Source organism: Verrucomicrobiota bacterium JB022, assembly GCA_030673845.1.
Classification (GTDB): Bacteria; Verrucomicrobiota; Verrucomicrobiia; order Opitutales; family Oceanipulchritudinaceae; genus WOUP01.
Genome location: JAUTCQ010000020.1, coordinates 181,358 through 203,770, shown reverse-complemented (window position 1 = coordinate 203,770; position 22,413 = coordinate 181,358). Strand labels below are relative to the sequence as shown.

Below are 22,413 nucleotides of genomic sequence, written 5' to 3'. Positions count from 1 at the left end.
CCTGACCATGGACGCACAATTGCAGATCCTTTCCGAATTATCGAGCAGCCACCATTGGTCGTGGCTCTTGCCCGAAATTATCCTCGCGGCCCTCGCCCTCGTGCTGCTCGCCGTCGAGCTCTTCGTGCCGAAGAGCGACCGCTGGCTGCTGCGCATCGCCATTGGTGGCCAGGCTGCTATCTTCGCGGGCCTGATCTTCGCCTATTGCACTGGCAAGCTGCCGACGAGCGATGTTGCGCTGTTCGCCGGGGCCATTCAGCCCAGCGACATCGGGCACCTGATGCGCATTTTCTTTGTGGGCTGCTCCACGCTGGTGTGCTTCATCGGCTATCTGTACCTGCAGAACCGCCCGCTGGCCCGCGCCGAGTTTTATCACCTGGTGATGATCATCACGGCTGCGATGATGCTGCTCGCGCAGACGACTCACTTCGTGTCGTTCTTTGTGGCGCTGGAGACCGTCACCATCGGTTTCTACATCCTCGTGGCGTATGGCCGCAACAGCAGCTTCTCTCTTGAGGCAGGCCTGAAATACCTGATCATGGGCGGCTTTAGCTCGGGCTTGCTGCTGTTCGGTATCGTATTGCTTTACGGCGCCGCCGGTAACCCCGATGGGGTGGGCACGGCCATCGATCCCTTCCAGTTCGACCAGCTCGGCAGCTTCATCGCCCAAAACACCGGCAACCCGCTGGTGGTGATCGGCGCGCTGCTCGTGGTGGTGGGTATCTGCTTCAAGATCGGCAGCTTCCCCTTCCAATACTGGATCCCCGACGTCTACCAAGGTGCGCCGACGCCGACGACTGCGTTCCTCGCCGTTTCGTCCAAGTCGATGGGCTTCTTCCTGCTCTACGCCTTGCTGACCGGCCCGTTCCTCGCGCTGGAAGCTACGATGGTTCCGATCATCGGGATCATGACACTGCTCACCATCGCATTTGGTAATATCGCTGCCATTGGCCAGCAAAACGTGAAGCGCGTGATGGGCCTCTCCGGGGTCGCGCACGCCGGTATCCTGCTCGTGGGTATTCTCGCCGCGATGCGCGGGGTCGACTGGGCCTTCGCTGCCGTGTTCTTCTACCTCGTCACGTATGCTCTGGCCTCGTTCGCCGTCTTTGGCGTCATGGCCCACGTTGCGACGGGTGAAGATGCCGCGCAAGACCGCGACCTCTACCTCGGCCTCATGCAGCGCTCGCCCTTCCTGGGCGGCATCCTCGCAGTGGGCCTCGGCTCGCTCGCCGGTATCCCGCCGCTGGCCGGTTTTGTGGCCAAGGCTGCGATCATCGTCGCCGCCTTTCAGGCCAAGCTTTACCTGCTGGTGGCCTTCGTGCTGATCGGTGTGGTGATCTCGATCTACTACTACTTTGGCTGGCTGCGTGCCGCCGTTTCGGCTCGCCAGCCGGAGCTGCAGGGCGAGCCCGCGCCGATCCTTGTGCCGACGTTTGGCAGCCGTGCGCTGCTGACCGGGTTGGCGCTCGCGAGCGTCGTGCTGGGCCTCTACCAAGGCGGCCTGCTTTCGTAGGGCAGGCCGCGCACAGTTCAAGTTTCTGACTCTCGGGGAGTGGGCGTATGTCTCACTCCCCGATGATTTTTACGAGGGCGCGCTTTCGGCGTTTACCGTCCATCTCGTAATAAAAGATCTGCTCCCACGGGCCGAAGTCCAGCTTGCCCTCGGTGATCGCCACCACGACCTCGCGGCCCATGATGGTGCGCTTGAGGTGCGCGTCGGCATTGTCCTCAAAGCCGTTATGGGCGTATTGCTCGTAAGGCTTCTCGGGCGCCAGCTTCTCCAGCCACTTGTCGTAGTCGGCATGCAGGCCGCTCTCGTTGTCGTTGATGAACACACTGGCGGTGATGTGCATCGCGTTGACGAGACAGAGGCCTTCGGTGATGCCGCTCTCGGCCAGACATTCCTCCACCTGCGGGGTGATGGGGATGATCTGTCGACGTTGCGGGGCGTTGAACCACAGCTCTTTGCGGTAGGACTTCATCCAGGCAAGCTTGACGCCTTTTCCCTGCTTCGCAACGTGTGAGCCCACCTTGAGGGATCGCCGGGGCCGCCTCTGAAGCTTTTGCAAACCGCTTCTCAGGCGCAGGTGCGCGCGTGGTAGTGGCGGATCTGGAACTCCGGCTCGTCGCGCAAGACCGCCTCCAGCATGAAGTGCTCCTCGAACTCCGGGAAATAGGCGTCGCCCTCGGCCAAGCGCTTGACCACCGTCAGGTAGAGGTCGCCCACGTCGGGCAGGGCCTGCCGGTAGATTTCCTCGCCGCCAAAGATCCAGATATCGCCCCGGGCATCGAAGACGCGCAGAGCATCGAGCGATGGCAGCACAGTGCAGCCCTCGATCTCTCTCGCGCTTCGGCTGATGACCACGTTTTCGCGCTGGGGCAGGGGACGACCAAGCGATTCGAAGGTCTTGCGGCCCATCACGATGGTTTGGCCGCGCGTGCACTGCTTCACCCACTTGAAGTCCTCCGGCAGGTGCCAGGGGATTTTGCCGTGGTGGCCGATCACGCCGTTTTCGGACATGGCGGCAATGGCTTTCCAGGGGGGCTGCGGCATGGCTAGACGGCGACGGGGGCCTTGATGGCGGGGTGAGGGTCGTAGCCCGTGAGCGTGAAGTCTTCGTAGCGGAACTGGTCCAGCTCCGTGCGCTCGGGGTTGAGGTGCATCTGGGGCAGCGGGCGCGGTTCGCGCGAGAGCTGCTCGTTCACCTGATCGAGGTGGTTCAAGTAGATGTGGGCATCGCCCAGCGTGTGGATGAACTCGCCCGGTTTGAGGCCCACCACCTGGGCCATCATCAAGGTCAGCAAGGCGTAGCTGGCGATGTTGAAAGGCACGCCGAGGAAGAGGTCGCCGCTGCGCTGGTAAAGCTGGCAGCTCAGCTCGCCCCGGCTTTGGTTGACCCAAAACTGGAAGAGTGCGTGGCAGGGGGGCAGCGCCATCTGGTCGACCTCGCCCGGGTTCCACGCCACCACCATCAGGCGGCGGCTGGCCGGGTTTTTGCGCAGGCCTTCCACCACCTGGCGTATCTGGTCGATCGCCTGACCGTCGGGGGCTCGCCAGTCGCGCCATTGGGCCCCGTAGACCCGGCCAAGGTCGCCTTTTTCATCGGCCCACTCGTCCCAGATGCGCACCTTGTTTTCCTGCAGGTAGCGCACGTTGGTATCGCCTTGCAAAAACCAGAGTAGCTCGTGGATGATGCCGCGCAGGTAGACTTTCTTCGTCGTGAGCAGCGGAAAACCCTGCCGCAAGTCGTAGCGGCATTGGGCCCCAAAATACGAAAGGGTGCCGACGCCCGTGCGGTCCATCCGCCGGTCGCCGTTTTCGAGCACGTGCCGCAACAAGTCGAGGTATGCCTGCATGGGCATGAGATTTAGGCACGAAAGCGGTGGCAGGTCCAGTCCTTTGGACCGGCGCGGGGCACCATATTGCTTGCCATCGGGCCTCGCGCGCGCATAGTAAGCATCTCGTTTAGAGCTGCTTCTGCTTCGTTTGTGGTCTCCCGATTCTGTCTACTGGCGCTGCGCCGTCCCCGATGAATTCCTTCCGAGTCGTTACTTTCAACATGCAGTATGGGCAGGTCTGGGATGCTGCTGACCCCGACAACGCCCCGATCGACCTCAAGGCAAGCGCGCAGGTGTTACTGGCGCAGGATGCCGATATTATTTTCCTGCAGGAAGTCGAGCGCGTGCAGCTCGACGACATGCAGGCGCAGCCACCGCCCAACTATTCGCGGCTCAAGGAGCTGCTGCCCGGCTATCACAGCGTATTTTCTTACCCCCGCTACGACGATGCGGAGCTGCCCTTCGGCTTTGGGCAGGCGATCTTTTCCCGCACGCCCGTTGAGGAAGTGGAGCGCATCGACCTGCCGCCGCCCGACCTGGAATTCGACTTCTACGGCGCTCCGACCCGGCCTACTGCCCGCCTGATGCTCTCGGCGACCACTCAACTGGCGGGGCGACGCGTGCGGCTCTTCAACGCCCACCTGCAGGCGTTTTTCATCATCAACCACAGTAGCGATGCCCACCGGGGGCAGCGCGACAAGGTGGAGGCTTACCTGCGCGACTCCGAGCTGCCGACCATTCTGGGGGGCGACATGAATTCGGCCCCGCGCGAGAGTCTCGTCCAGCAATTCGTGCAGGCCGGTTATCAGGCGGCTCAAACGCAGCAGATTACGTGGAAGCGCATGCCCTACGTGCTCGACCACCTTTTCTACAACCGCCTCCTGCGCGTGGAAGCCTGCGAGGTGGTGCCGACCGATGCGGCCGACCATGAGCTGCTGCGGGCCGATTTCCGCTTTGCCGACTAAAGCCTAGTTGCGGCGGATGCGGTCCTTTTCTGCTTCGCGCTCGGCCTCAAGGGCCTTGCGGTCGCGGCGCCAATGCTCATCGGTCTCCTGGATCGAAGCGATGTCGCGTTGGGCGCGGGCGTTGGCCAGTTTCTTCTGGCGCATGATATCCAGCTCGGCCAGGCGGGCCTGAATCTTGCGATCCACTTCGGCAATCGCGGTCTTTTGCGCCTCGGTCAACGGCTTCTCCTGACCGTCGGAGGGGTCGCGGAAACGTTCCATAGCCAAGTCATAAGCCGATTTCATATCCTCATTCATACTGGCTGGGATGAAGCTGGCAAGCCGCTAACATCAGTCAAGGTTTTATCCCGGCCGGTAGCTGAGGCAAACTATACACGCCAGGCTCCAGATGACCGGGAAGAACCACGCGATACGCCCCGGGGGAGTTACGTGTTTTTTCCTCACGATCAAAAAGAAGAAAAGCCCAACGCTCCCCGCCATACAGACCCACCCGGCGAGGTCGAAATACCAGCTGCGCCGTTCGGTGCTGAGCGGCCACGAGACAAATAAAGCGATGGTGCGGTTCATGGCATCGAGCAGCAGCCACGCCGCGTGGGCAAAGAAGTGCGCGAGCGGTGCCGCCCCTGCCAGGCCCAGCAAGACGACCAGCACACCCGCTGCCACCGCGAGGCTCGCCAGCGGGGCCAGCACCACATTCAGCAGCCACGCCCCCGGGCTCGACACCTCGAAGTAGAGCAGCGAGAGCGGCCAACTGGCGAGCGTGGCGGCGAGGCTGATGCTCAAGGCGCTCCACAGACCGCGCACGATGTTCTGCCGCCAGTGGTGGTGCCACTTCCAGTCCTGCCGCGGCAACCACGGGAAGAGCAGCCAGCGCTCTTGCCCCCAGCGGGCGAGCGGCACCCCGTAGAGGATGATGCCCGCCGCCACCAGATACGAGAGCTGGAAGCCCGGCGTCCACAGCTGGCGCGGATCCCACAGCAGCACGAGCACGGCGCTCCCGACCAACGCGGGCAGAGAAGCCGCTTGGCGGCGGGTGAGCGTGGCGAGGCTCCAGAAGCCGATCATCAGGCCCGCGCGCACGGCAGAGGCCGCCAGCCCGGTCGCCCAGATATAAAGCGCGAGCAGGAGCAGGGCGGTGATCGTGCGGGTGCCCGTGCGCAGCCGCAACACGCGCAGGAGCAAATCGAGCGTGGCCGCAACCGCCGCGACGTGCAGACCGCTGATTGCAAAGTAATGAAGCGTACCCGACGCGATGAAGTTTAGGCGCTCCTGCGGCGGCAACAGCTCCGTCTCACCCAACAGCATGGCCGCAAGCATCCGGCGGGCCGGCGTGTCGGCGAAGCCCTGCGGCATCAGCGCGCGGCGCAGGCGGTCATGGGCCGCCCCTTGAGCCTGTGCAAACCACGAGGGTGGGGCGGCCTTTTCGACATGGCGCAAGCGGTCGAGTGCCAGCGGCACGCCCTGCCGCTCCAGATAGCGCCCAAAGCCGCCTTCTGCATCCCGCGCTGCCAACACGCCCGTAATCGCATAGCGTGCGCCCAGCTCGACCTCCCGACCCCGAGGCCATTCGAAAACGATCCGGTAGCCCTGCAGCGGTGTCTCGACCCCGGAGGTTTGGACCAGGCGGGCCAAGCCCCGTTGCGGCTGGTCGGGCCGGTAGTGATTGAAAAGGCGCTCGATCTGGACGGTGGCGACGATCTCGCGTGGTGGTAGGCCTTCCCAGCCCTCCGGTAAGGTTGGGGCCCGGCGGTCCAGGTAATAAGTGAGGCTCAGGCATGCGATTGCGGTCAGGCACAGCCCGGCAAAGGCCCGCGTCGAAAGCCGGTCGCGCCACGTCAGCACCGCCAGGGGGCCAAGCAACGCAATCGCGAAGACGAGCGGCACCCACATGGGCAGGCTTGGCCACTGCTCACCCGCGATGTAACCGGCCAGCAGCGGCAGCAGCACCCAGAGCAATGGGGTGCGCCAAAGGAAGGGCCGCCCGGGTTCGTTAGTGGTTGATGTAGCGACGTCCATCGACCTGCAACGGCTGGGCGAGGGTCCGGTGCAGGTAGGTGAGTGCTTCCGCTACCGCCAGCTCCAGCCGGTAGCCCTTGGCGAGTTCGGCGGCCACCGCGCTGGCGAGCGTGCAACCGCTGCCATGGGTGTCTACCCCGTCGATGCGCAGGTGGCGAAACTCCCGCTGCTCGCCGTCGCCCCAATGCAACACATCCACCAGCTCGGCCTCGCCTTCCAGGTGACCGCCCTTCAGCAGCACTGCGGTGCCGAAAAGCTTGGCCAGCTTTGCCGCCGCGCGCCCCATGTCGGCCTTCGTCTCCGGGCGCCAGCCGAGCAGCACCTTGGCCTCGTCGAGGTTGGGCGTGATGACGGTCGCCAGCGGCAGCAGTTCTTCGCGCAGGGCCTCGATCGCCTCCTCCTGCAGCAGCACGGCACCGCTGGTCGAGACCATCACCGGGTCGATCACGATGGGGATCTCCACCTCCCGCAAAAAGCCCGCGACCAACCGGATCACGCGCTCCGAGAACAGCATGCCCGTCTTGATCGCCTTGAGGTCGAAAAAGCCGTGCAGCGCCTTCCACTGCGCCTCGATGAATTCGCTGCTCAGCTCCTCGATGGCGAGCACCGCGTCCGGGTTCTGGGCCGTGAGGTTAGTGATGAGCGTGGTGCCGAAGGTGTTGCGGGCCGCAAAAGTCAGCAAGTCGGCCTGGATGCCGGCACCGCAACCGGAGTCGGTCGTGGCGATACTGACCACTGCAGGAAGGATTTCGGGAGACATCTTGCTCATGAAACCGCATTCACCCCTTGTCAGCAAGTGCGCAATACGGCATGGATAGAGCATGTCGTCAGGTGAACAAACAGACATGTTTGGCGAGCCGCCCAGTGCTCGTAGCCAAGGCCCCGCCGTACCCGTGCCGGCAGAAGGCGCTACGCCCCCCGCCCGGTTGCCGTTGGCGGCGCGGATGCGGCCGCGTTCGCTGGCGGAGGTGGCCGGGCAACGCCACCTGCTGGAGGACGGCTCGCTGCTACCCCGGCTGATCGCGACCGATACCTTTGGCAGCGTGCTGTTTTATGGTCCGCCGGGTTGCGGCAAGACGACCATGGCCGAGGTGATTGCGCACGAGACCAAAAGTCGGTTCCTGCGCCTCAACGCCGTGCTTTCGAATGTGGCCGAGCTGCGGGACATGTTGCGCTATGCCCGTTCCCGGCCCGAGGAGCGCGTGATCCTCTTTATCGACGAGATCCACCGCTTCAACAAGGCCCAGCAAGACCTGCTGCTCCCCGACGTGGAGGCGGGGCATGTGCGCCTGATCGGTGCTACGACCCATAACCCCGGCTTTTACGTCAACCCGCCTCTGCTCAGCCGCAGCCATCTCTTCAAGCTCGAACCGGTGCCGCTCGACGATGTGGTGACGGTGCTGGAGCGGGCGCTGGTGGACACCGAGCGCGGCCTGGGCAACATGCGGGTGACGGCGGAGGAGGGTGTGCTGCGCTCTCTGGCCAAGCTGTGCGACGGCGATCTGCGCCGTGCCTTGAACGCGCTGGAAACGCTGGTGCTGGCTGCCGGGCTGGCCAGCCGGATCGACGAGCAGGCGCTGGAGGCCTTTGCGCGCGAGCGGCAGATCCGCTACGATGCGGACGAAGACGAGCACTACGATACCGCCTCGGCCTTCATCAAGAGCATGCGCGGCGGCGATCCCGATGCGGCGCTCTACTGGCTGGCGAAGATGTTGATCGGGGGAGAAGACCCTCGCTTCATCGCCCGCCGGTTGGTGATCTTTGCCTCCGAAGACGTGGGCATGGCCGATCCGCGCGGGCTTTCGCTGGCCACCGCCACCTTCCAGGCCTGCGAGCAAGTGGGCCTGCCGGAGTGCGAGCTGAACCTCGCCCACTGCGTCGTTTTCCTCGCCACCTGCCCCAAAAGCAATTCCACCACGTTGGCGATTGCCGAGGCCAAGGCTGCTATCCGCAAGGAAGGTCTACAAGGTGTGCCTCTGTGGTTGCGCGATGCCCACACCAAGCTCAACAAGTCGTTCGGCCACGGGGCTACCTACCAGTACAGCCACGAATTTGCGGAAGGCATCAGCGGGCAGGAATATATGGAGCGCCCGCAGCAGTTTTACCGCCCCAAGGTCAACGGGGCGGAACAGCATGTGGCGGAACGTCTGGCGCGGTGGAGGCAACTGAAGAAACAACGTCGGTCCGAGGACGCTTCCTGACAGGGTTCTTCCGCAGCTCGTAGAAACGTGCCACCGCCCACAACAGGGTGAGGCAGGCCAGGTAGTAGCCCGTGATCGACCACATGCTCGGCTGGTAAACGTGCACCCAGGTGACGCCGATCACCGCCAGCGGTACGTGCGCGGTAAAGACGGGGAGGGATTGACGCCCGATTACGTTGAGGAAGCGGAAAGGCGGCAGCGCCGGCAGACGCGGCGGGCTGAAGCTCATGACAAAGACCACCATCGCGGCGAGGTTCAGCACCCGACCGGGCGCGAGGTGCCACTTGTCCATCACCGGGTAGATCGCGTGCGACCACATGGGCTCTAGGTGGGGCAGGGCATGCCGCAATGCCATAAAGCCGACCACCGCCACCAGCGAGACCAGCGCCCAGCGGCGCGGTACGCGCAGGGCTTGGCCGGTGCGTTCGCGAGCCAGCCATTGTTGTTGACCGAGAAAGAGGCCGCCCAACCACAGGGCCTGCCACGCAAATATGTCGAACGCGCCCATGTAGACCGGCAGATGTGCCGCCAAGGCGCTTTGCAGCACGTCCTTGAGACCAAACTGCGCCGCCAGCCAGACGAGGCCGCTCACTGCCGCCAACTTCCACCAGCCATGCTCTTGCGTATGGCGCAGCACCCATGGGGTCGCCCATACACCGAGGATGTACATCGGCAGGATGTCGAAAAACGAGGGCTGGTAGAGCAAGGTGAGGCCGGTAAAGATCGCGCCCAGCGGGTCGTGCAGTACTCGGTCAAAAATCCAGGCGGTGGGCTGCGGGCTGGGGCCGATCTGCCAGGCTGCAAAGAAGCCGATCAGCAGCAAGACGGCGTGGCAGCCGTAGATCGTCAAAGCACGCTTGCTGGCGAACCGTCGGGCAAAGGCGTAACCCTTCTCCGCGATGCGCTTGGTGAAGATGACGCCGCAGAGATAAGCCGCCATAAAGACGAAGCCTTCAGCCACCGAGAGAAAGCCCACCGGCTGCACTACCCGATCGTGCCACGGGTTCGGGATGTGGTTGACCGTCATCAGCACCAGAAATAGCCCGCGGAGCACATCCAGACGGATGTCGCGACCGGGCTTGGTGGGGGCCGGTGGCGATTTGGTGGCGGTGACCGTCTGGGGTGCGAGCTGCGGCGTCGTAGCAGGAGCCATCTCAGGTTCGGCGGTGAGGGCGGGCATAGCGCTGAAGATGCAGTTTGTGTGCCGCTACAGGCTGCCCGAAGAAAGCTACCGTTCTACCCCGCTTTGCCCCGAGGGCAACCCGCAATGTGCCAGCTAGGGGATCGGCGTTCTGCATGTCGGGATAACGCTGGGCAGGCAAAATGCCCGGGCGCAAGGGCGGGTAAGCGTCGTGAGGCGGCCACTACCCTGCATTGGCCACCCTTATGCTAAAAGGCAAAGTATGGATGCAACGGAGCCGAAACTGCGCCTCGGGTGGCTACAACTGCCTTGGTATCGCCACATGCTGGCGGAGGTGCCTTATCGGCGAAGTCACCTGTTGTGCTACCTCAGTTGCCTCGCGGGCTTTGCCACCACCCTTGGGCTGGGCATAGTCGGGGTGGCGGGGATGGTTTTCGGCCTGCAAGACCCTTCCGTGCTGGGCTGCGCGCTGGCGGTGTTTGCCCTGCCGCTCTGGGGGCGACTGTTCGCCTACGGGCGCGCGCATTGGTATTTTGCCGAGATCGAGGCAGAGTCTGCCCATCCCGATGGGCTCGGGCGGATGGGCTTCCACGCTGCCCCGGAAGTCCGGGAGGCGGAGCGGCTGCTGGCGCGCATTGCCGACGCCTCGCTGGAGCCGGGCGAGCGGCAGGCGCTGCGCATGGCGCTCAAGGCGTTGCTCAACCAGTTGGCGGCCAACGCCCCGCGCGACGTGTGGGAGCCGCTGCATGCGCGTGCCCCCTACCTGACAGTGCTGGTGCCTGATTAATATCGGCTGCTGCCGCTGCAGGCTGCTGCCGCTGCAAGCTGCTGCCGCACAACGGCATGTGGGTTTCGATTTTGTTTGACCAGCTTCTGGTGCATCCCTCCGCTCAGGGGTATGATGCTGACCAACGGACACGAGGTGCGCGTAATCGGAATGTCGCGCAGTGGCAATCACGCGATCATTGACTGGCTGCTCCATCAAATGCCCGGCCGCCGGTGTTTCCTGAACTGTGCCGAGCCGGGCCAGAACCCGTTCGAGACGGCGCGGCCTTTGGGCGATCAGGAGGTCTGTGCCAGCAATTTGCCGGGCTTCGACCTCGCAGCCGAGCGCGCCGGTCGTCACCAGCCCAAAGACTGGCTGGTGCACAGTTACGAAGATGTGTATCTGAGGCGCCTGGCGGAAACGCGGGAGACACCCGGTGTGGGCGGCTCGGCGCGGCGGACTGATCTGCTGATCCTGCGCGACCCCTTCAACCTTTTTGCCAGCCGGCGGCGCTTTGGCCTCTTCGAGCGCGATTCCGGCGTGGCTAGCTACATCGTGACGCTCGGCACTGCCCTGCGTATCTGGAAGCAGCATGCGCGGCAGTTCCTCGGGCGTCGGCGGGTGCTGCCGGGGCGTGTCATTCCGGTCAGCTACCCGGAGTGGACGAAAAGCTGCGCTTATCGGCAATCCTTGGCCGCAGAGCTTGGGGTCCCGTTCGACGATGCCCGATTTGCTTGCGTGCCGGACACGGCGGGGGGCAGTTCTTTCGATTTTATGGCCTGTGCAGACGATGCGGCGGCGATGAAAGTGCACCAGCGCTGGCGTCATTATGCGGACGATCCCGACTTTCGCGAACTGTTCGATGCAGAGACGATCGAGCTCGCCAGAAATGCCTTTGGGCCTATGGACGTCGCGATTTCGGCCCTGGGGCTGGCGCCGTCGGCGGCGGCAAGCCCTGCCGAAGGCGCGGAAGCGGTCAGTGCTTGAAGATCAGCAGGGTAGGTGATCGGCCTGCCCGTCGAGTGACGAACCTTAAGGTAGGTTCGAGGGATAAGGTCGCCTGATGGAGGCGATTGCGGTGGCTTTATAAGTGCCTCTTTCGCAGGTAGTAAAAAATACGCTTGCGACTGGTTCTCGCCCGTCGGTCCCAATCGCGAAAGCGTTTTCGTGCGATGCAAATCTTTGCGCAATGGATTAGTTATCGTTGACGCTGGGTCATCATTGTTTTAGCCATGCTTATACAAAGAGGAAGACGATGACCGAAACCCGAGCTATCCTGGATGGTAATGAAGCGGCTGCCTTGGTGGCCTACCGCCTCAGCGAAACCATCGCCATTTACCCCATTACACCCTCGACGCCGATGGCGGAGAGTTGCGACGAATGGTCTGCCCAGCGCCGCCCCAACCTTTTTGGCAGTACCCCTTCGGTTGTGGAAATGCAGAGCGAAGGAGGTGCAGCCGGTGCGATCCACGGCATGTTGATGGGAGGTGCGTTAACCACCACCTTCACGGCATCTCAGGGCCTCCTGCTGATGATCCCCAACATGTACAAGATCGCGGGCGAGCTGCTCCCGTTCGTCATGCACGTGACGGCACGGAGCCTGGCGACCCACGCGCTCTCGATCTTCGGAGACCACAGCGACGTGATGGCCTGCCGCCAGACCGGCTTTGCCATGCTGGCCTCCAACAGCGTGCAGGAGGCGCACGACATGGCGGCGATCGCCCACCTCGCCTCGCTGGAGAGCCGCGTGCCGTTCATGCACTTCTTCGACGGCTTCCGCACCTCGCACGAGATCAACCACTTTACGCCGATCACCGACGATCAGCTGCGCGAAATGGTGGACCTGGAGGCAATCGACGCCTTCCGCCGCCGCGCGCTGACGCCCGATAACCCGAGCGTACGCGGCACCGCGCAGAACCCCGACGTGTTCTTCCAGTGCCGTGAGGCCGCCAACAGCTTCTACCTCGCCGTGCCGGGTATTGTGCGCAACGCCATGCAGCGCTTCGCCAAGGTCACCGGCCGCGAATACGACCTCTATGAATATGTGGGCGACCCGCAGGCGGAGACGGTCGTGGTCGTGATGGGCTCGGCCTCCGAGACGCTCGAAGGCGTGGTGGATCATCTGCGCGCCCAAGGCCAGAAGGTCGGCGTGCTGAAGATCCGCCTCTTCCGCCCGCTCGTAGGCGAAGACATCGTCGCCGCCCTGCCCAAGACGGTGCGCAACATTGCCGTGCTCGACCGGACGAAGGAGCCCGGCGCGCTCGGCGAACCGCTTTACCTCGATGTGGTCGGCGCCTTTGCCGAAGCCCAGATGCTGGGCAACCGCACCGGCCTGCCCCGCATCATCGGTGGCCGCTACGGCCTCGGCTCCAAGGAATTTACGCCCGCCATGGCCTTGGCCGTCTTTGAAGAGGCTGCCCGGCCTCACCCGAAGGTGCGCTTTACCGCCGGTATCCGCGACGACGTGACGGGCCTCTCGCTCGACCACGACCCGGAATTTGCGCTCGAGCCCGAAGGCGCCACCCAGGCAGTCTTCTACGGCCTCGGCAGCGACGGGACCGTCGGCGCCAACAAGAATTCCGTCAAGATCATCGGCGACGAGACGAGCAACTTCGCCCAAGCCTACTTTGTCTACGACTCGAAGAAGTCTGGCGGCGTCACCACCTCGCACCTGCGCTTCGGGCCTCGCCCGATCAAGGCGCCTTACCTGATTCGGAAGGCCCAGTTTGTCGGCGTGCACCAGTTCAGCTTCTTCGAGCGCCTCGATGTGCTGGAGCTGGCGGCCAAGGGAGCCACGCTGCTGATCAACAGCCCGTACTCCGCCGAAACGGTCTGGAGCCGCCTGCCCGCCACGGTGCAGCGCCAGATCATCGACCTGCAGCTCGATGTCTACGTGATCGACGCCTACAAGGTGGCCCGTGAGGCCCGCCTCGGTGCCCGCATCAACACGATCATGCAAGTCTGCTTCTTCGCGCTGGCCAAGGTCATGCCCAAGGAAGTGGCGATCGAGAACATCAAGGACGCCATCCGCAAGACCTACGGCAAGAAGGGGGCCGACATTGTCGACCGTAACTGCCGGGCCGTAGACGATTCGCTGGCCAACCTCCACCGCGCCACGGTGCCGGCGGAAGTCGATGCCACCTTCGATCGCATGCCGCTCGTCGGCGACGATGCCCCTGACTTTGTGCAGCGCGTCACCGCCATCATGCTCGCCGACAAGGGCGACATGCTGCCCGTCAGCGCCTTCCCCGTCGACGGCGTGTGGATGACCGGCACGACGAAATACGAGAAGCGCAACATCGCCCAAGAGATTCCGGAGTGGGACAGCGGCCTGTGCATTCAGTGCAACAAGTGCGTCTCGATCTGCCCGCACGCAGCTATCCGCGCCAAGTTCTACCACCAGGACTGCCTCGAAGACGCGCCCGAAAGCTTCAAGTCGACCGGATTCCGCTCGCGGCAAGTGCCCGACCACGCCTTTTCCATCCAGGTCGCGCCCGAAGACTGCACCGGTTGCAACCTCTGCGTGGCCATCTGCCCGGCCAAGAGCAAGACCGACCCGAACCACAAGGCGCTCAACATGGTCGAGCAGTTGCCCATCCGCGCACAAGAGGCCCGCAACTTCGAGTTCTTCCTCGAACTGCCGGAGCCCGATGCCTCGCTGCTCGGCAACACGATCAAGGACGTCAACTTCCGCACCCCGCTCTTCGAGTTCAGCGGCGCCTGCGCCGGCTGTGGTGAAACGCCTTACATCAAGACGCTCACCCAGCTCTACGGCGACCGCCTGATCATCGCCAACGCCACCGGCTGCTCGTCGATCTTTGGCGGCAACCTGCCGACCACACCCTATACGACCAACGCAGAGGGCAGGGGACCGGCCTGGGCCAACAGCCTCTTTGAAGACAACGCGGAGTTTGGCCTCGGCCTGCGCCTCGGGGTCGACTCCCACCAGCGCCGCGCCCAGGAGCTGCTCCGGCAGGTGAGCCCACAGCTCTACCAAGGAATGGCCGAAGAGCTGTTGAATGCCGACCAAAGTTCCGAGCTCGGCATCGTCGGCCAACGCAAGCGGGTCGCCGCATTGCGTGAGTGGCTGCGCCAGATGAACACCCCGCAAGCCCGCGAGCTGGATACCCTTGCCGACTACCTGGTCGACAAGAGCGTCTGGATCGTCGGTGGCGACGGCTGGGCCTACGACATCGGCTTCGGCGGTCTCGACCACGTGCTCGCTAGCGGGGCCAACGTCAACGTGCTCGTGCTCGATACGGGGACTTACTCCAATACCGGCGGCCAAAGCAGCAAGGCCACCCCGATGGGTGCCATCGCGAAGTTTGCCGCCGCCGGCAAGGCCACGAACAAGAAGGACCTCGGCCTGCAGGCCATGATGTATGGCCACGTCTACGTCGCCCAGATCGCCCTCGGCGCCAACGACAGCCAGACGATCAACGCGCTGACCGAAGCCGCCGCCTACAACGGCCCCTCGCTTGTCATCGCCTACGCCCACTGCATCAGCCAGGGCTTCAACCTCTGCGACGGCCCGGTGCACCAGCAGCAAGCCGTCAAGACGGCTGCCTTCCCGCTCTACCGCTACCGCCCGGATGCGAACGAGGGCAAGGGCGAGCTGAAGCTCGACTCCAAGGCGCCGACCGTGCCGCTGCGCGACTTCATGTTCAGCGAAAACCGCTTCAAGATGCTGCGCGCCAAGAATGCCGACCGGGCCAACGAGCTGGCCGACATCTCCGAGCGTCACCTGCACCAGCGCTTTGCTCTGTTACAGAACCTCGCAGACAGCAACAAGTAGCTTTATCCTGAGTCTGAGATGAATCTACGACCCGTCGGGCTTCGCGTCCGGCGGGTTTTTCTGTTTCGGGTTGTCTTGCCGCCCATTTGGTGCGACGAATGGACGCGCGGTTGTGAAGTTCAGGTTAAACCTTCAGCTTACCGTGACCCTCGTTGACAAAACTCTCCAAGACTCCAGAACCTAAAGGTTGAAATGGTCTTCCGCTCGTTCATTTTCCGCTTCGCCATGACGCTGACGCTCGTTGCCGCCGCCCTGTTTCTGGTGAGCGGCATCATGCTCTACCTCAGTTATCAGACAGAGGAAGGGGTCATTTCGATGCTGCTGGCCGTGGGCCTCGGCGTTGTCTCGGCCGTCGCGGCGATTGTGGCGCGCAAGGTGGAGCCCGAGCTGGTCCAGGAAGCCGCCCGCCTGCTTTATATCCTTTCCGCCGCCGCCTCCATCGGCCTCAGCATCCCTGCCGCCCTTTACCTGCGCGAGCAGCTGCTGGCCCCTGACCGCCAAGACTGGGCCCTCTACTGCGCCGGCGGCATCATGGCCGTGGGCTTCCTGCTGCGCCTGATCGACGTGCAATACCTGCGCACGGCCGAAGAAGTCCGCGAGATCGACAACTACATCCGCACTCGCCGGCAAGAAGAGGCCTAAGGCGATTTTCCTTCGAGACTTTCCCAAAAAAAGAAGCACCCATTGCCGGGTGCTTCTTTTTTGTAAACTGTGGGCACTTCCTAGTAGGCGCGACCGGAGCGCTTTTCGAAGTAGTTGATGAACGCCTTGTTGGCGACGGAGGTGCCGCCGGGGGTCGGGTAATTGCCGGTGAAATACCAGTCGCCCATGTGGCCCGGGCAGGCGGCGTGCAGATTGTCGATCGTCTGGTAGATAATCTGCAGCTCGCCCTTCCAGTTGGTCTGCTGCGGGTAGAGCAGGGCGGAGATTTCGGCCGAGACCTCATCCGGAGTGAAGAGGGCGTAGATGTCCTTCACCTTGTTTTCCTGCTGGGCCGCCGGCTTCTTCACCTCCGCCTTGCAGGCTTCGTAGACGTCGCGGATGCGTTCGCCCGCTCCGCGCTTGTGCAGCAGGGAGACGGCGGCCTGGAAGGCGATGAACTTGCCCATCTCGCTCATGTCGATGCCGTAGCAGTCCGGGTAACGGATCTGCGGGGCGGTGGAGACGATGATGATTTTCTTCGGGTTGGTGCGCGCGAGGATCTGGATGATCGACTCGCGGAGCGTCGTGCCGCGCACGATCGAGTCGTCCAGCACGATCAGGTTGTCGTCGGGCCGCACGACATCGTAGGTGATGTCGTAGACGTGGCTGACGAGCTTGCTGCGGCCCTCTTCCTTGGAGATGAAGGTGCGTAGCTTGATATCCTTGTGTGCGATCTTCTCGATGCGGGGCCATTCGCCCATCACCTGCGTTTCGATCAGCTCGGGCGTCAGCTTGCCTTCGGCCAGAGACTGGATCAGGTCGTCCTTGACCTTGGTGAGGCGCCACTCGCGCATGGCCTCGACGAGGCCGTAGCTGGCAATTTCCGCCGTGTTGGGGATAAAGCTGAAGACGGCGCGGCCCACATCGTTGTCGATTGCCTTGAGCACCTGCTCGCTCAGCAGTGCGCCCATGCGCTTGCGCTCCATGTAGATCTCGGGGTCGTTGCCGCGCGAGAAGTAGATGCGCTCGAAGGAGCACGAGATGCGCGTGACGGGGTCGGCAATGGGTTCGAGGCGGATGCGACCGGTCGACTTGATGGAAAGGGCGTGGCCCGGGGGCAGCTCGTTGACATCGTCGGTCTCCAGGTCGAACACCGTCATCAGCGGCACGCGCTCGGAGGCGACCGCGATCAGCTCGTCGTTTTCGAAATAGTGCGCCGGGCGGATGCCGCGCGGGTCGCGCATGACGAAGGCGTCGCCATTGCCCACCAGGCCGCAGATCACGTAACCACCGTCCCAGGCGGCGGCGCTCTTCTTCAGGATGTCGATAATGTCGATCTCCTGGCTGATACGGGCCGGGATGTCGCGCCCGTCGAGGCCGGCATCGCGGTAGCGGTGGTAGATCTCGTCGTGCGCTTCGTCGAGGTGGAAGCCGATCTCTTCGAGCACCGTCTGCGTATCGGTATCGAAAATCGGGTGCTGGCCGCGCTTGATCAGGAGGTCGTTGAGCTCCTGAGTGTTGGTCATGTTGAAGTTGCCGGCCACCATCAGGTTACGCGTCGGCCAGTTCGACCGGCGGAAATAGGGGTGGCAGGAACTCTCGGTGAGGTTGCCGCTTGTGCCATAGCGCAAGTGCCCCATCAGGACTTCGCCGCCGAAGTCGAAATGCCGCTTGACCGTGGCAGGGAACTCCGGGTGCACATGCCCATGGCTGCGCAGGGTGTCGTAGGTCTCCAGCTGTCGACGGAACAGCTTGGCCAAGGGGGTGTCCGCCAGCTCCCGGTCCCGGAACATGTAGTTCTGGCCGAGCGGCATGTGCAGCTTTACGCAGCCGATCCCGGCCCCGTCCTGACCTCGGTTGTGCTGCTTCTCCATGAGGAGGAACAGCTTGTTGAAGGCGTAGAGGGGCGAGCCATATTTCTGGGCGTAAAATTCCAGCGGCTGCTTGAGCCGGATCATGGCAATGCCGCATTCGTGCTTGATCGAGTCGCTCATGCGCTAAAGGCAATAGTCAGTGACAAAGCCGTAACATCGGTTGGCAAGGGCGTACGTGCAACCGAAATTTACGCTTGGGTGGATCTGGAGGGGGTGAGGAAGTTACCCCCGAAGGGTTTATTTCTTTTTGGCCGGCTTCTTTGCAGGCGCGGCAGACTTGGCCTTGGACTCTCCTTCCAGGGCGATTCCGCCGGGCCCTGTCCAAAGCAGGCCGAAGGTAATCAAGCCCATCACCATCGCATATGCAAATTCCGACAGCTCGCCGTCCGAAACCTGGATTTTCATGACGGTGGCCACCACCATGGTGAAAAAGATCGCCAATGCGGCCGGGCGGAAGAACCAGCCGAGCACAAGGCAGATACCGCCAAAAAACTCGGCGCTGGCGGCCGCGATGCCGAAGAGGATCGCGGTGATCGAGTCGTCGGGCGCGGGGATCCCCAGCACCACGATGTTTTTACCGATCTGGCCAAACTGTTCGACCCCGTTGTTGAAGGCGCCGAGAAACTTGGCCGCGCCATAGTAGGTCATCAATGCGCCAATCGTGAGACGCATGACAAGGAGCCCAAAGGCGGGTTTCTGGAAAAATGTGCGCAGGGAAGTGGAGGACATGATTAGACGGATAAATATATGGAACCCTGTTTACGCAAATGGCCTCGACAGCGCAAGTGCGCTCCGCCCTTAGTGGATGCTGTGGAGCCAAAAGCAGATTTCCTGATCGTGGGCCAAGGGCTGGCTGGCAGCCTCCTGGCCTGGGAACTCCTCCAACGCGGCTGCCGGGTGCGCGTGCTGGATCAGCCGCAGGCCGGGGCCGCGTCGCGCTCGTCGGGTGGGTTGGTCAACCCGCTGGCGGGCAAGAAGTTCCCCGCTGCCTGGCAGGTGGCGGAAACGCTGCCCCTCGCGCGGCAGACCTACGCCGCCCTCGAAGCCCAGCTGGGCGAGCAGCTCTGGTCCGACCAGCCGATGCTGCGCGTGCTGGTCGACGAAAAACAGGTGCCCGCGCTCGATCAGGCGGCCACCGACCCCACCGCCGGGGCCTATGTGGGCGACCGCTTCGCCCCGGGCCACTGGAGCGCGTATTTCGACGACAGCCTCGGCAGCTTCCTCACCGCCCAGTCTGGCTGGGTCGACTTCGAGCTGCTGGTCATCCGCTTCCGCCAATGGCTGGAAGGGGAGGGCATGCTGGTTCACGCCTGGCCCGAAGACGGGACCGACCTCGCCGAGACGGTCGTCTACTGCGAAGGCTGGCGCGGACAGCACAACCCGCACTTTTCCTTTGTGCCCTGGACCCCCGACCGCGGCCTGATCCTCCACTTGGAGCTGGTCGACGGCGAAATGCCCCCCTACATCGTCAACCGCAGCGAATGGCTGCGCCCGATGGGCAATGGCCGCTTTGCCGCCGGTGCCACTCACGGCTGGGACAACTTTGAACAAGCGCCCCGCGAAAACGAGGTGCTTGCCTTGCTCAATTCGATCCACTCCTGGACGCGTGCGCGCTTCAAGGTCATCGGTGCCACCTCCGGCGTGCGGCCCGCCGTGACCGACCGCGTGCCGGTCGTCGGGCGCCACCCTGCCGACCCCCAGCGCGCGATCTTCAACGGACTCGGGGGCAAGGCCGCGCTTCCGGCGCCCTACCTCGCCCGCCTGCTCGCCCGTCACCTGCTCGACGGCACGGCGCTGCCCGACAGCCACTCCGTCGCCCGCTTCTGGAAATAAGGAAAGAGGGACAACTGGACAAATACTCTCAACAGAAGAACACGAAGAGCACAAAGTTTGATCTTTTGTATAGGTTCTTTGCGCTCTTTGTGTCCTTTTGTTGAGTCTTTTCTTCTTGTCTCACTCCCTTGTTCATGAAACCGCCGGTTTTCCCCCTTGCCGGGAGCGCGCGGATGGTTTCAGGATACGCCGCTATGTCAGCCAAGAAGTCGGACGGGCGCAAACTGACGCCCATGATGCAGCAATACATGGAAGTGCGGCGCCAGTTGCCCACCAACACCTTGCTCCTCTTTCGGCTGGGCGACTTTTACGAGATGTTCGAGGAAGACGCCGAGGAGGGCGCGCGCCTGCTCGGCATTACGCTGACCAATCGCAATGGCCAGAAAATGGCAGGCATCCCCTTTCATGCGGCCGATACTTACGTGCAGAAGGTGCTCAATCAGGGCGTCAAGGTGGCTATTGTCGACCAAATGGAGACGCCGCGCCCCGGACAACTCGTCAAGCGCGAGCTGACCCGCATCCTTACGCCAGGCACCGCGATCGAAGACCACCAGATGGACGCCCGCAGCGGCCATTACCTGCTGGCGATCGAGATTTACAAGGGCGAGATCTACGCCTCGTGGCTCGACCTGAGCACCGGCGAGTTTCAGGTGGCCCACGAGGAAAAGCCCGACAACCTGCTCAGCGTGCTCAGCTCGCTCCGCCCGCGTGAGCTGATCATTGCCGACGGCGCCTGGCAGCGCTGGGGGCAGCAGCCCGATCTCGACCCCTTCCTCGAACACCTCCAGCGCCTGCGCGACGGCACCTCCTGCAGCGAAGTGCCCGAATACTACTTCGACCGCATGGAAGGGGCGCGCCTGGTGATGGAAACCCTTGGCGTGCTCAACCTCGACGGCTTTGGGCTCGAGACCAGCCACCCCGGCCTCGGTGCGGCCGGTGCCCTGCTCATCTACGCCAACGAGAACCTGCGGGCGGCCCCGGAAAACCTCAACCGCATCCGCGCCTACCGCAGCACCACCACGCTGTTGCTCGACCCCTCGACGCAGCGCAACCTCGAGATCTTCCGCTCCAGCACCAATACCCGCCAAGGCAGTCTGCTCGCTGCCATGGACCGCACCGTCACTGCGCCCGGCGCTCGCCTGCTGGAGCAATTTCTGACTGAGCCCACGCTCGACCTCGCCGAGATCCGCCGCCGCTCGCAATGTGTGGCGGAGTTTCTGGAGGCCCCGCAATTTGCGGCCGAGCTGCAGGAATACCTCAAGGGCGTGCGCGACCTGCCCCGCATCCTTGGTCGTCTCCGTAACCGCCTGCGCAATCCCCGCGAGCTGGGTGCCATCCGTGACACCCTCCGCCAGCTCCCGATGATCCGGGCCGTGCTGGATAGCTACGACGGCATCGTGCTGCAAGGCCTCGCCAACCGCATCGACGATTACGAACAACTTTGTGGCGTGCTCGACGCGGGGCTGGCCGAAGAACTGCCCAACGACTTACGCGACGGCAACTACATCGCCAACGAATACGACGAAGACCTCGACCACTACCGCTCGCTTGCCCGCGACAGCCAGCAATGGCTGATCGACCTGGAGCAGCAGGAGCGCGAGCGCACCGGCATCAAGAACCTGCGCATCAAGCAGAACAGCGCGTTTGGCTACTTTATCGAGATCACCAAGAGCAACCTCCAGCACGTGCCCGACGATTACCGCCGCAAGCAGACGGTGGCCAATGCCGAGCGTTATGTGACGGACGACCTCAAGGAGAAGGAGCAGGAAATCGCCCATGCCGACGAAAAGGCACTGGAGCGCGAGCAGGAGCTGTTTCGCGAGCTGGTGACCGTCGTCCTCGACCACGCCGAAGAGCTGGAAACGACCGCGCAGGCCCTGGCCGAGCTGGATGTCTATGCCGGCTGGGCCAAGCTTGCCCGCGAGTGCGATTACTGCCAACCCAAGCTCGACGAATCGACCGAACTGGTGATCGACGGCGGTCGCCACCCGGTCGTCGAGCAGATGATGCGCGCCGCCCGCGTCAAAGGCCTGCCCGGGCAGCACGACTTCGTGCCCAACGACACGCTGCTCAACTCCGGCGACGAGCAGATTGCGATCATCACCGGCCCCAATATGGCCGGTAAGTCGACCTACATCCGGCAGGTCGCGCTGATCGTGCTCATGGCGCAGGTCGGTTGCTGGGTGCCCGCGCAGAAGTGCCGCATCGGCCTCGTCGACCGCATTTTCAGTCGAGTGGGGGCAAGCGACGAGCTGGCGCGCGGCAACTCGACCTTCATGGTCGAGATGAACGAGACGGCGAACATCCTCAACCACGCCACCGAGCGCAGCCTGATCATCCTCGACGAGATCGGCCGCGGCACCAGCACCTACGACGGCCTCAGCATCGCCTGGGCGGTGGTCGAACACCTGCACGGCGCCCGCGCGCTCGAAGACAGCAACATCGAACTGTTAGGCGACTTCGGCTCGGCTGGCCCGCGCACGCTCTTTGCCACCCACTACCACGAGCTGACCCAGATTGACCGCCAGCTCACCCGCGTGCGCAACTATTCCGTGGCGGTCAAGGAGTGGAACGACCAGATCATCTTCGTCCGCCAGGTCCAGCGCGGAGCCGCCGACCGCAGCTACGGCATCCAGGTCGCCCGCCTTGCCGGTCTGCCCGTCTCGGTCATCGACCGCGCCAAGCGCATCCTAGCGAAACTCGAAAGCGAAGACACCTCCCATAACGTCCTCCGCCAACGCTTCAAGAAGATCAAGGAAGGCGAAAAAACCGGCGAAGAGCCCCAACTGGAGCTGTTTTAGGGAAGTTGACGAATCGTTGCCCCCCGTATTTATTGTGTGA

General features: G+C 63.4%; 18 protein-coding genes. 9 read left to right on the top strand and 9 right to left on the bottom strand.

All coding sequences use genetic code 11. The features are described from left to right. Positions 1-7: 7 nt before the first annotated feature. The gene (locus tag Q7P63_16345) at positions 8-1,513 is read left to right on the top strand and encodes an NADH-quinone oxidoreductase subunit N (protein ID MDP0501664.1); all 1,506 of its coding nucleotides are present in this window, start codon (positions 8-10) and stop codon (positions 1,511-1,513) included. A gap of 52 nt (positions 1,514-1,565) precedes the next feature. Here the strand turns inward: Q7P63_16345 and Q7P63_16340 are convergent, their stop codons facing one another. From Q7P63_16340 to Q7P63_16330, 3 genes are all read right to left on the bottom strand, one after another. Then, complete coding sequence (locus tag Q7P63_16340; protein MDP0501663.1) at positions 1,566-1,982, bottom strand: secondary thiamine-phosphate synthase enzyme YjbQ; 417 nt, start codon at positions 1,980-1,982, stop codon at positions 1,566-1,568. 95 nt (positions 1,983-2,077) lie between these two features. Beyond that, positions 2,078-2,554 (bottom strand): dihydrofolate reductase, encoded by a 477-nt coding sequence (locus Q7P63_16335; protein ID MDP0501662.1) that lies wholly within the window; start codon positions 2,552-2,554, stop codon positions 2,078-2,080. A gap of 2 nt (positions 2,555-2,556) precedes the next feature. Continuing rightward, a complete protein-coding gene (locus tag Q7P63_16330) occupies positions 2,557-3,357 on the bottom strand; it encodes a thymidylate synthase (GenBank protein ID MDP0501661.1) in 801 nt (266 codons plus the stop codon). Positions 3,358-3,530: 173 nt separating this feature from the next. Here Q7P63_16330 and Q7P63_16325 point away from each other — a divergent pair, with 173 nt between their 5' ends. Continuing rightward, complete coding sequence (locus tag Q7P63_16325; GenBank protein MDP0501660.1) at positions 3,531-4,304, top strand: endonuclease/exonuclease/phosphatase family protein; 774 nt, start codon at positions 3,531-3,533, stop codon at positions 4,302-4,304. 3 nt (positions 4,305-4,307) lie between these two features. Here the strand turns inward: Q7P63_16325 and Q7P63_16320 are convergent, their stop codons facing one another. The 3 genes from Q7P63_16320 to thiD all read right to left on the bottom strand — a co-directional run bounded on the left by Q7P63_16320 (position 4,308) and on the right by thiD (position 7,089). Then, the gene (locus tag Q7P63_16320; GenBank protein MDP0501659.1) at positions 4,308-4,565 is read right to left on the bottom strand and encodes a hypothetical protein; all 258 of its coding nucleotides are present in this window, start codon (positions 4,563-4,565) and stop codon (positions 4,308-4,310) included. 81 nt (positions 4,566-4,646) lie between these two features. After that, positions 4,647-6,320, bottom strand: coding sequence for a ComEC/Rec2 family competence protein (locus tag Q7P63_16315; protein MDP0501658.1), 1,674 nt, complete (start codon positions 6,318-6,320; stop codon positions 4,647-4,649). Then, positions 6,295-7,089 (bottom strand): bifunctional hydroxymethylpyrimidine kinase/phosphomethylpyrimidine kinase, encoded by a 795-nt coding sequence (gene thiD, locus Q7P63_16310; GenBank protein MDP0501657.1) that lies wholly within the window; start codon positions 7,087-7,089, stop codon positions 6,295-6,297. The genes Q7P63_16315 and thiD overlap by 26 nt, the downstream gene beginning before the upstream one ends. Before the next feature lie 52 nt (positions 7,090-7,141). Between thiD and Q7P63_16305 the strand changes: the two genes are divergently transcribed. After that, positions 7,142-8,521 (top strand): replication-associated recombination protein A, encoded by a 1,380-nt coding sequence (locus Q7P63_16305; GenBank protein MDP0501656.1) that lies wholly within the window; start codon positions 7,142-7,144, stop codon positions 8,519-8,521. Here Q7P63_16305 and opgC read toward each other — a convergent pair. Continuing rightward, positions 8,436-9,674: an OpgC domain-containing protein gene (gene opgC / locus Q7P63_16300; protein MDP0501655.1), complete on the bottom strand. Its 1,239-nt coding sequence runs from the start codon at positions 9,672-9,674 to the stop codon at positions 8,436-8,438. The genes Q7P63_16305 and opgC overlap by 86 nt on opposite strands. 250 nt (positions 9,675-9,924) lie before the next feature. Here opgC and Q7P63_16295 point away from each other — a divergent pair, with 250 nt between their 5' ends. From Q7P63_16295 to Q7P63_16280, 4 genes are all read left to right on the top strand, one after another. Beyond that, positions 9,925-10,449, top strand: a complete 525-nt coding sequence (locus tag Q7P63_16295) for a hypothetical protein (protein MDP0501654.1) — start codon at positions 9,925-9,927, stop codon at positions 10,447-10,449. A 111-nt stretch (positions 10,450-10,560) separates the two neighbouring features. Further along, positions 10,561-11,415: a hypothetical protein gene (locus tag Q7P63_16290; protein ID MDP0501653.1), complete on the top strand. Its 855-nt coding sequence runs from the start codon at positions 10,561-10,563 to the stop codon at positions 11,413-11,415. Between the two features lie 268 nt (positions 11,416-11,683). Next, on the top strand, positions 11,684-15,223 hold the full coding sequence (nifJ, locus tag Q7P63_16285) for a pyruvate:ferredoxin (flavodoxin) oxidoreductase (protein MDP0501652.1): 3,540 nt from the start codon (positions 11,684-11,686) through the stop codon (positions 15,221-15,223). A gap of 225 nt (positions 15,224-15,448) precedes the next feature. Then, positions 15,449-15,865: a hypothetical protein gene (locus tag Q7P63_16280; protein ID MDP0501651.1), complete on the top strand. Its 417-nt coding sequence runs from the start codon at positions 15,449-15,451 to the stop codon at positions 15,863-15,865. A gap of 80 nt (positions 15,866-15,945) precedes the next feature. On the opposite strand, the gene Q7P63_16275 is transcribed toward Q7P63_16280, so the two are convergent. Then, entirely contained in the window at positions 15,946-17,859 is a 1,914-nt protein-coding gene (locus Q7P63_16275; GenBank protein MDP0501650.1) for an amidophosphoribosyltransferase, read from the bottom strand. Positions 17,860-17,976: 117 nt separating this feature from the next. Further along, positions 17,977-18,468, bottom strand: a complete 492-nt coding sequence (locus Q7P63_16270; GenBank protein MDP0501649.1) for a DoxX family protein — start codon at positions 18,466-18,468, stop codon at positions 17,977-17,979. A gap of 81 nt (positions 18,469-18,549) precedes the next feature. Here Q7P63_16270 and Q7P63_16265 point away from each other — a divergent pair, with 81 nt between their 5' ends. Together Q7P63_16265 and mutS are read left to right on the top strand one after the other, a co-directional pair. Next, positions 18,550-19,572, top strand: a complete 1,023-nt coding sequence (locus Q7P63_16265) for an FAD-dependent oxidoreductase (GenBank protein ID MDP0501648.1) — start codon at positions 18,550-18,552, stop codon at positions 19,570-19,572. A 194-nt stretch (positions 19,573-19,766) separates the two neighbouring features. Then, positions 19,767-22,373: a DNA mismatch repair protein MutS gene (gene mutS, locus Q7P63_16260; protein MDP0501647.1), complete on the top strand. Its 2,607-nt coding sequence runs from the start codon at positions 19,767-19,769 to the stop codon at positions 22,371-22,373. The last annotated feature ends 40 nt before the right edge of the window (positions 22,374-22,413 follow it).

Coding starts and splice junctions, on each gene's coding strand:
- Q7P63_16345 (MDP0501664.1), top strand. CDS start 8: ATGGACGCACAATTGCAGATCCTTTCCGAATTATCGAGCAGCCACCAT.
- Q7P63_16340 (MDP0501663.1), bottom strand. CDS start 1,982: ATGAAGTCCTACCGCAAAGAGCTGTGGTTCAACGCCCCGCAACGTCGA.
- Q7P63_16335 (MDP0501662.1), bottom strand. CDS start 2,554: ATGCCGCAGCCCCCCTGGAAAGCCATTGCCGCCATGTCCGAAAACGGC.
- Q7P63_16330 (MDP0501661.1), bottom strand. CDS start 3,357: ATGCAGGCATACCTCGACTTGTTGCGGCACGTGCTCGAAAACGGCGAC.
- Q7P63_16325 (MDP0501660.1), top strand. CDS start 3,531: ATGAATTCCTTCCGAGTCGTTACTTTCAACATGCAGTATGGGCAGGTC.
- Q7P63_16320 (MDP0501659.1), bottom strand. CDS start 4,565: ATGGAACGTTTCCGCGACCCCTCCGACGGTCAGGAGAAGCCGTTGACC.
- Q7P63_16315 (MDP0501658.1), bottom strand. CDS start 6,320: ATGGACGTCGCTACATCAACCACTAACGAACCCGGGCGGCCCTTCCTT.
- thiD (MDP0501657.1), bottom strand. CDS start 7,089: ATGAGCAAGATGTCTCCCGAAATCCTTCCTGCAGTGGTCAGTATCGCC.
- Q7P63_16305 (MDP0501656.1), top strand. CDS start 7,142: ATGTCGTCAGGTGAACAAACAGACATGTTTGGCGAGCCGCCCAGTGCT.
- opgC (MDP0501655.1), bottom strand. CDS start 9,674: ATGGCTCCTGCTACGACGCCGCAGCTCGCACCCCAGACGGTCACCGCC.
- Q7P63_16295 (MDP0501654.1), top strand. CDS start 9,925: ATGGATGCAACGGAGCCGAAACTGCGCCTCGGGTGGCTACAACTGCCT.
- Q7P63_16290 (MDP0501653.1), top strand. CDS start 10,561: ATGATGCTGACCAACGGACACGAGGTGCGCGTAATCGGAATGTCGCGC.
- nifJ (MDP0501652.1), top strand. CDS start 11,684: ATGACCGAAACCCGAGCTATCCTGGATGGTAATGAAGCGGCTGCCTTG.
- Q7P63_16280 (MDP0501651.1), top strand. CDS start 15,449: ATGACGCTGACGCTCGTTGCCGCCGCCCTGTTTCTGGTGAGCGGCATC.
- Q7P63_16275 (MDP0501650.1), bottom strand. CDS start 17,859: ATGAGCGACTCGATCAAGCACGAATGCGGCATTGCCATGATCCGGCTC.
- Q7P63_16270 (MDP0501649.1), bottom strand. CDS start 18,468: ATGTCCTCCACTTCCCTGCGCACATTTTTCCAGAAACCCGCCTTTGGG.
- mutS (MDP0501647.1), top strand. CDS start 19,767: ATGTCAGCCAAGAAGTCGGACGGGCGCAAACTGACGCCCATGATGCAG.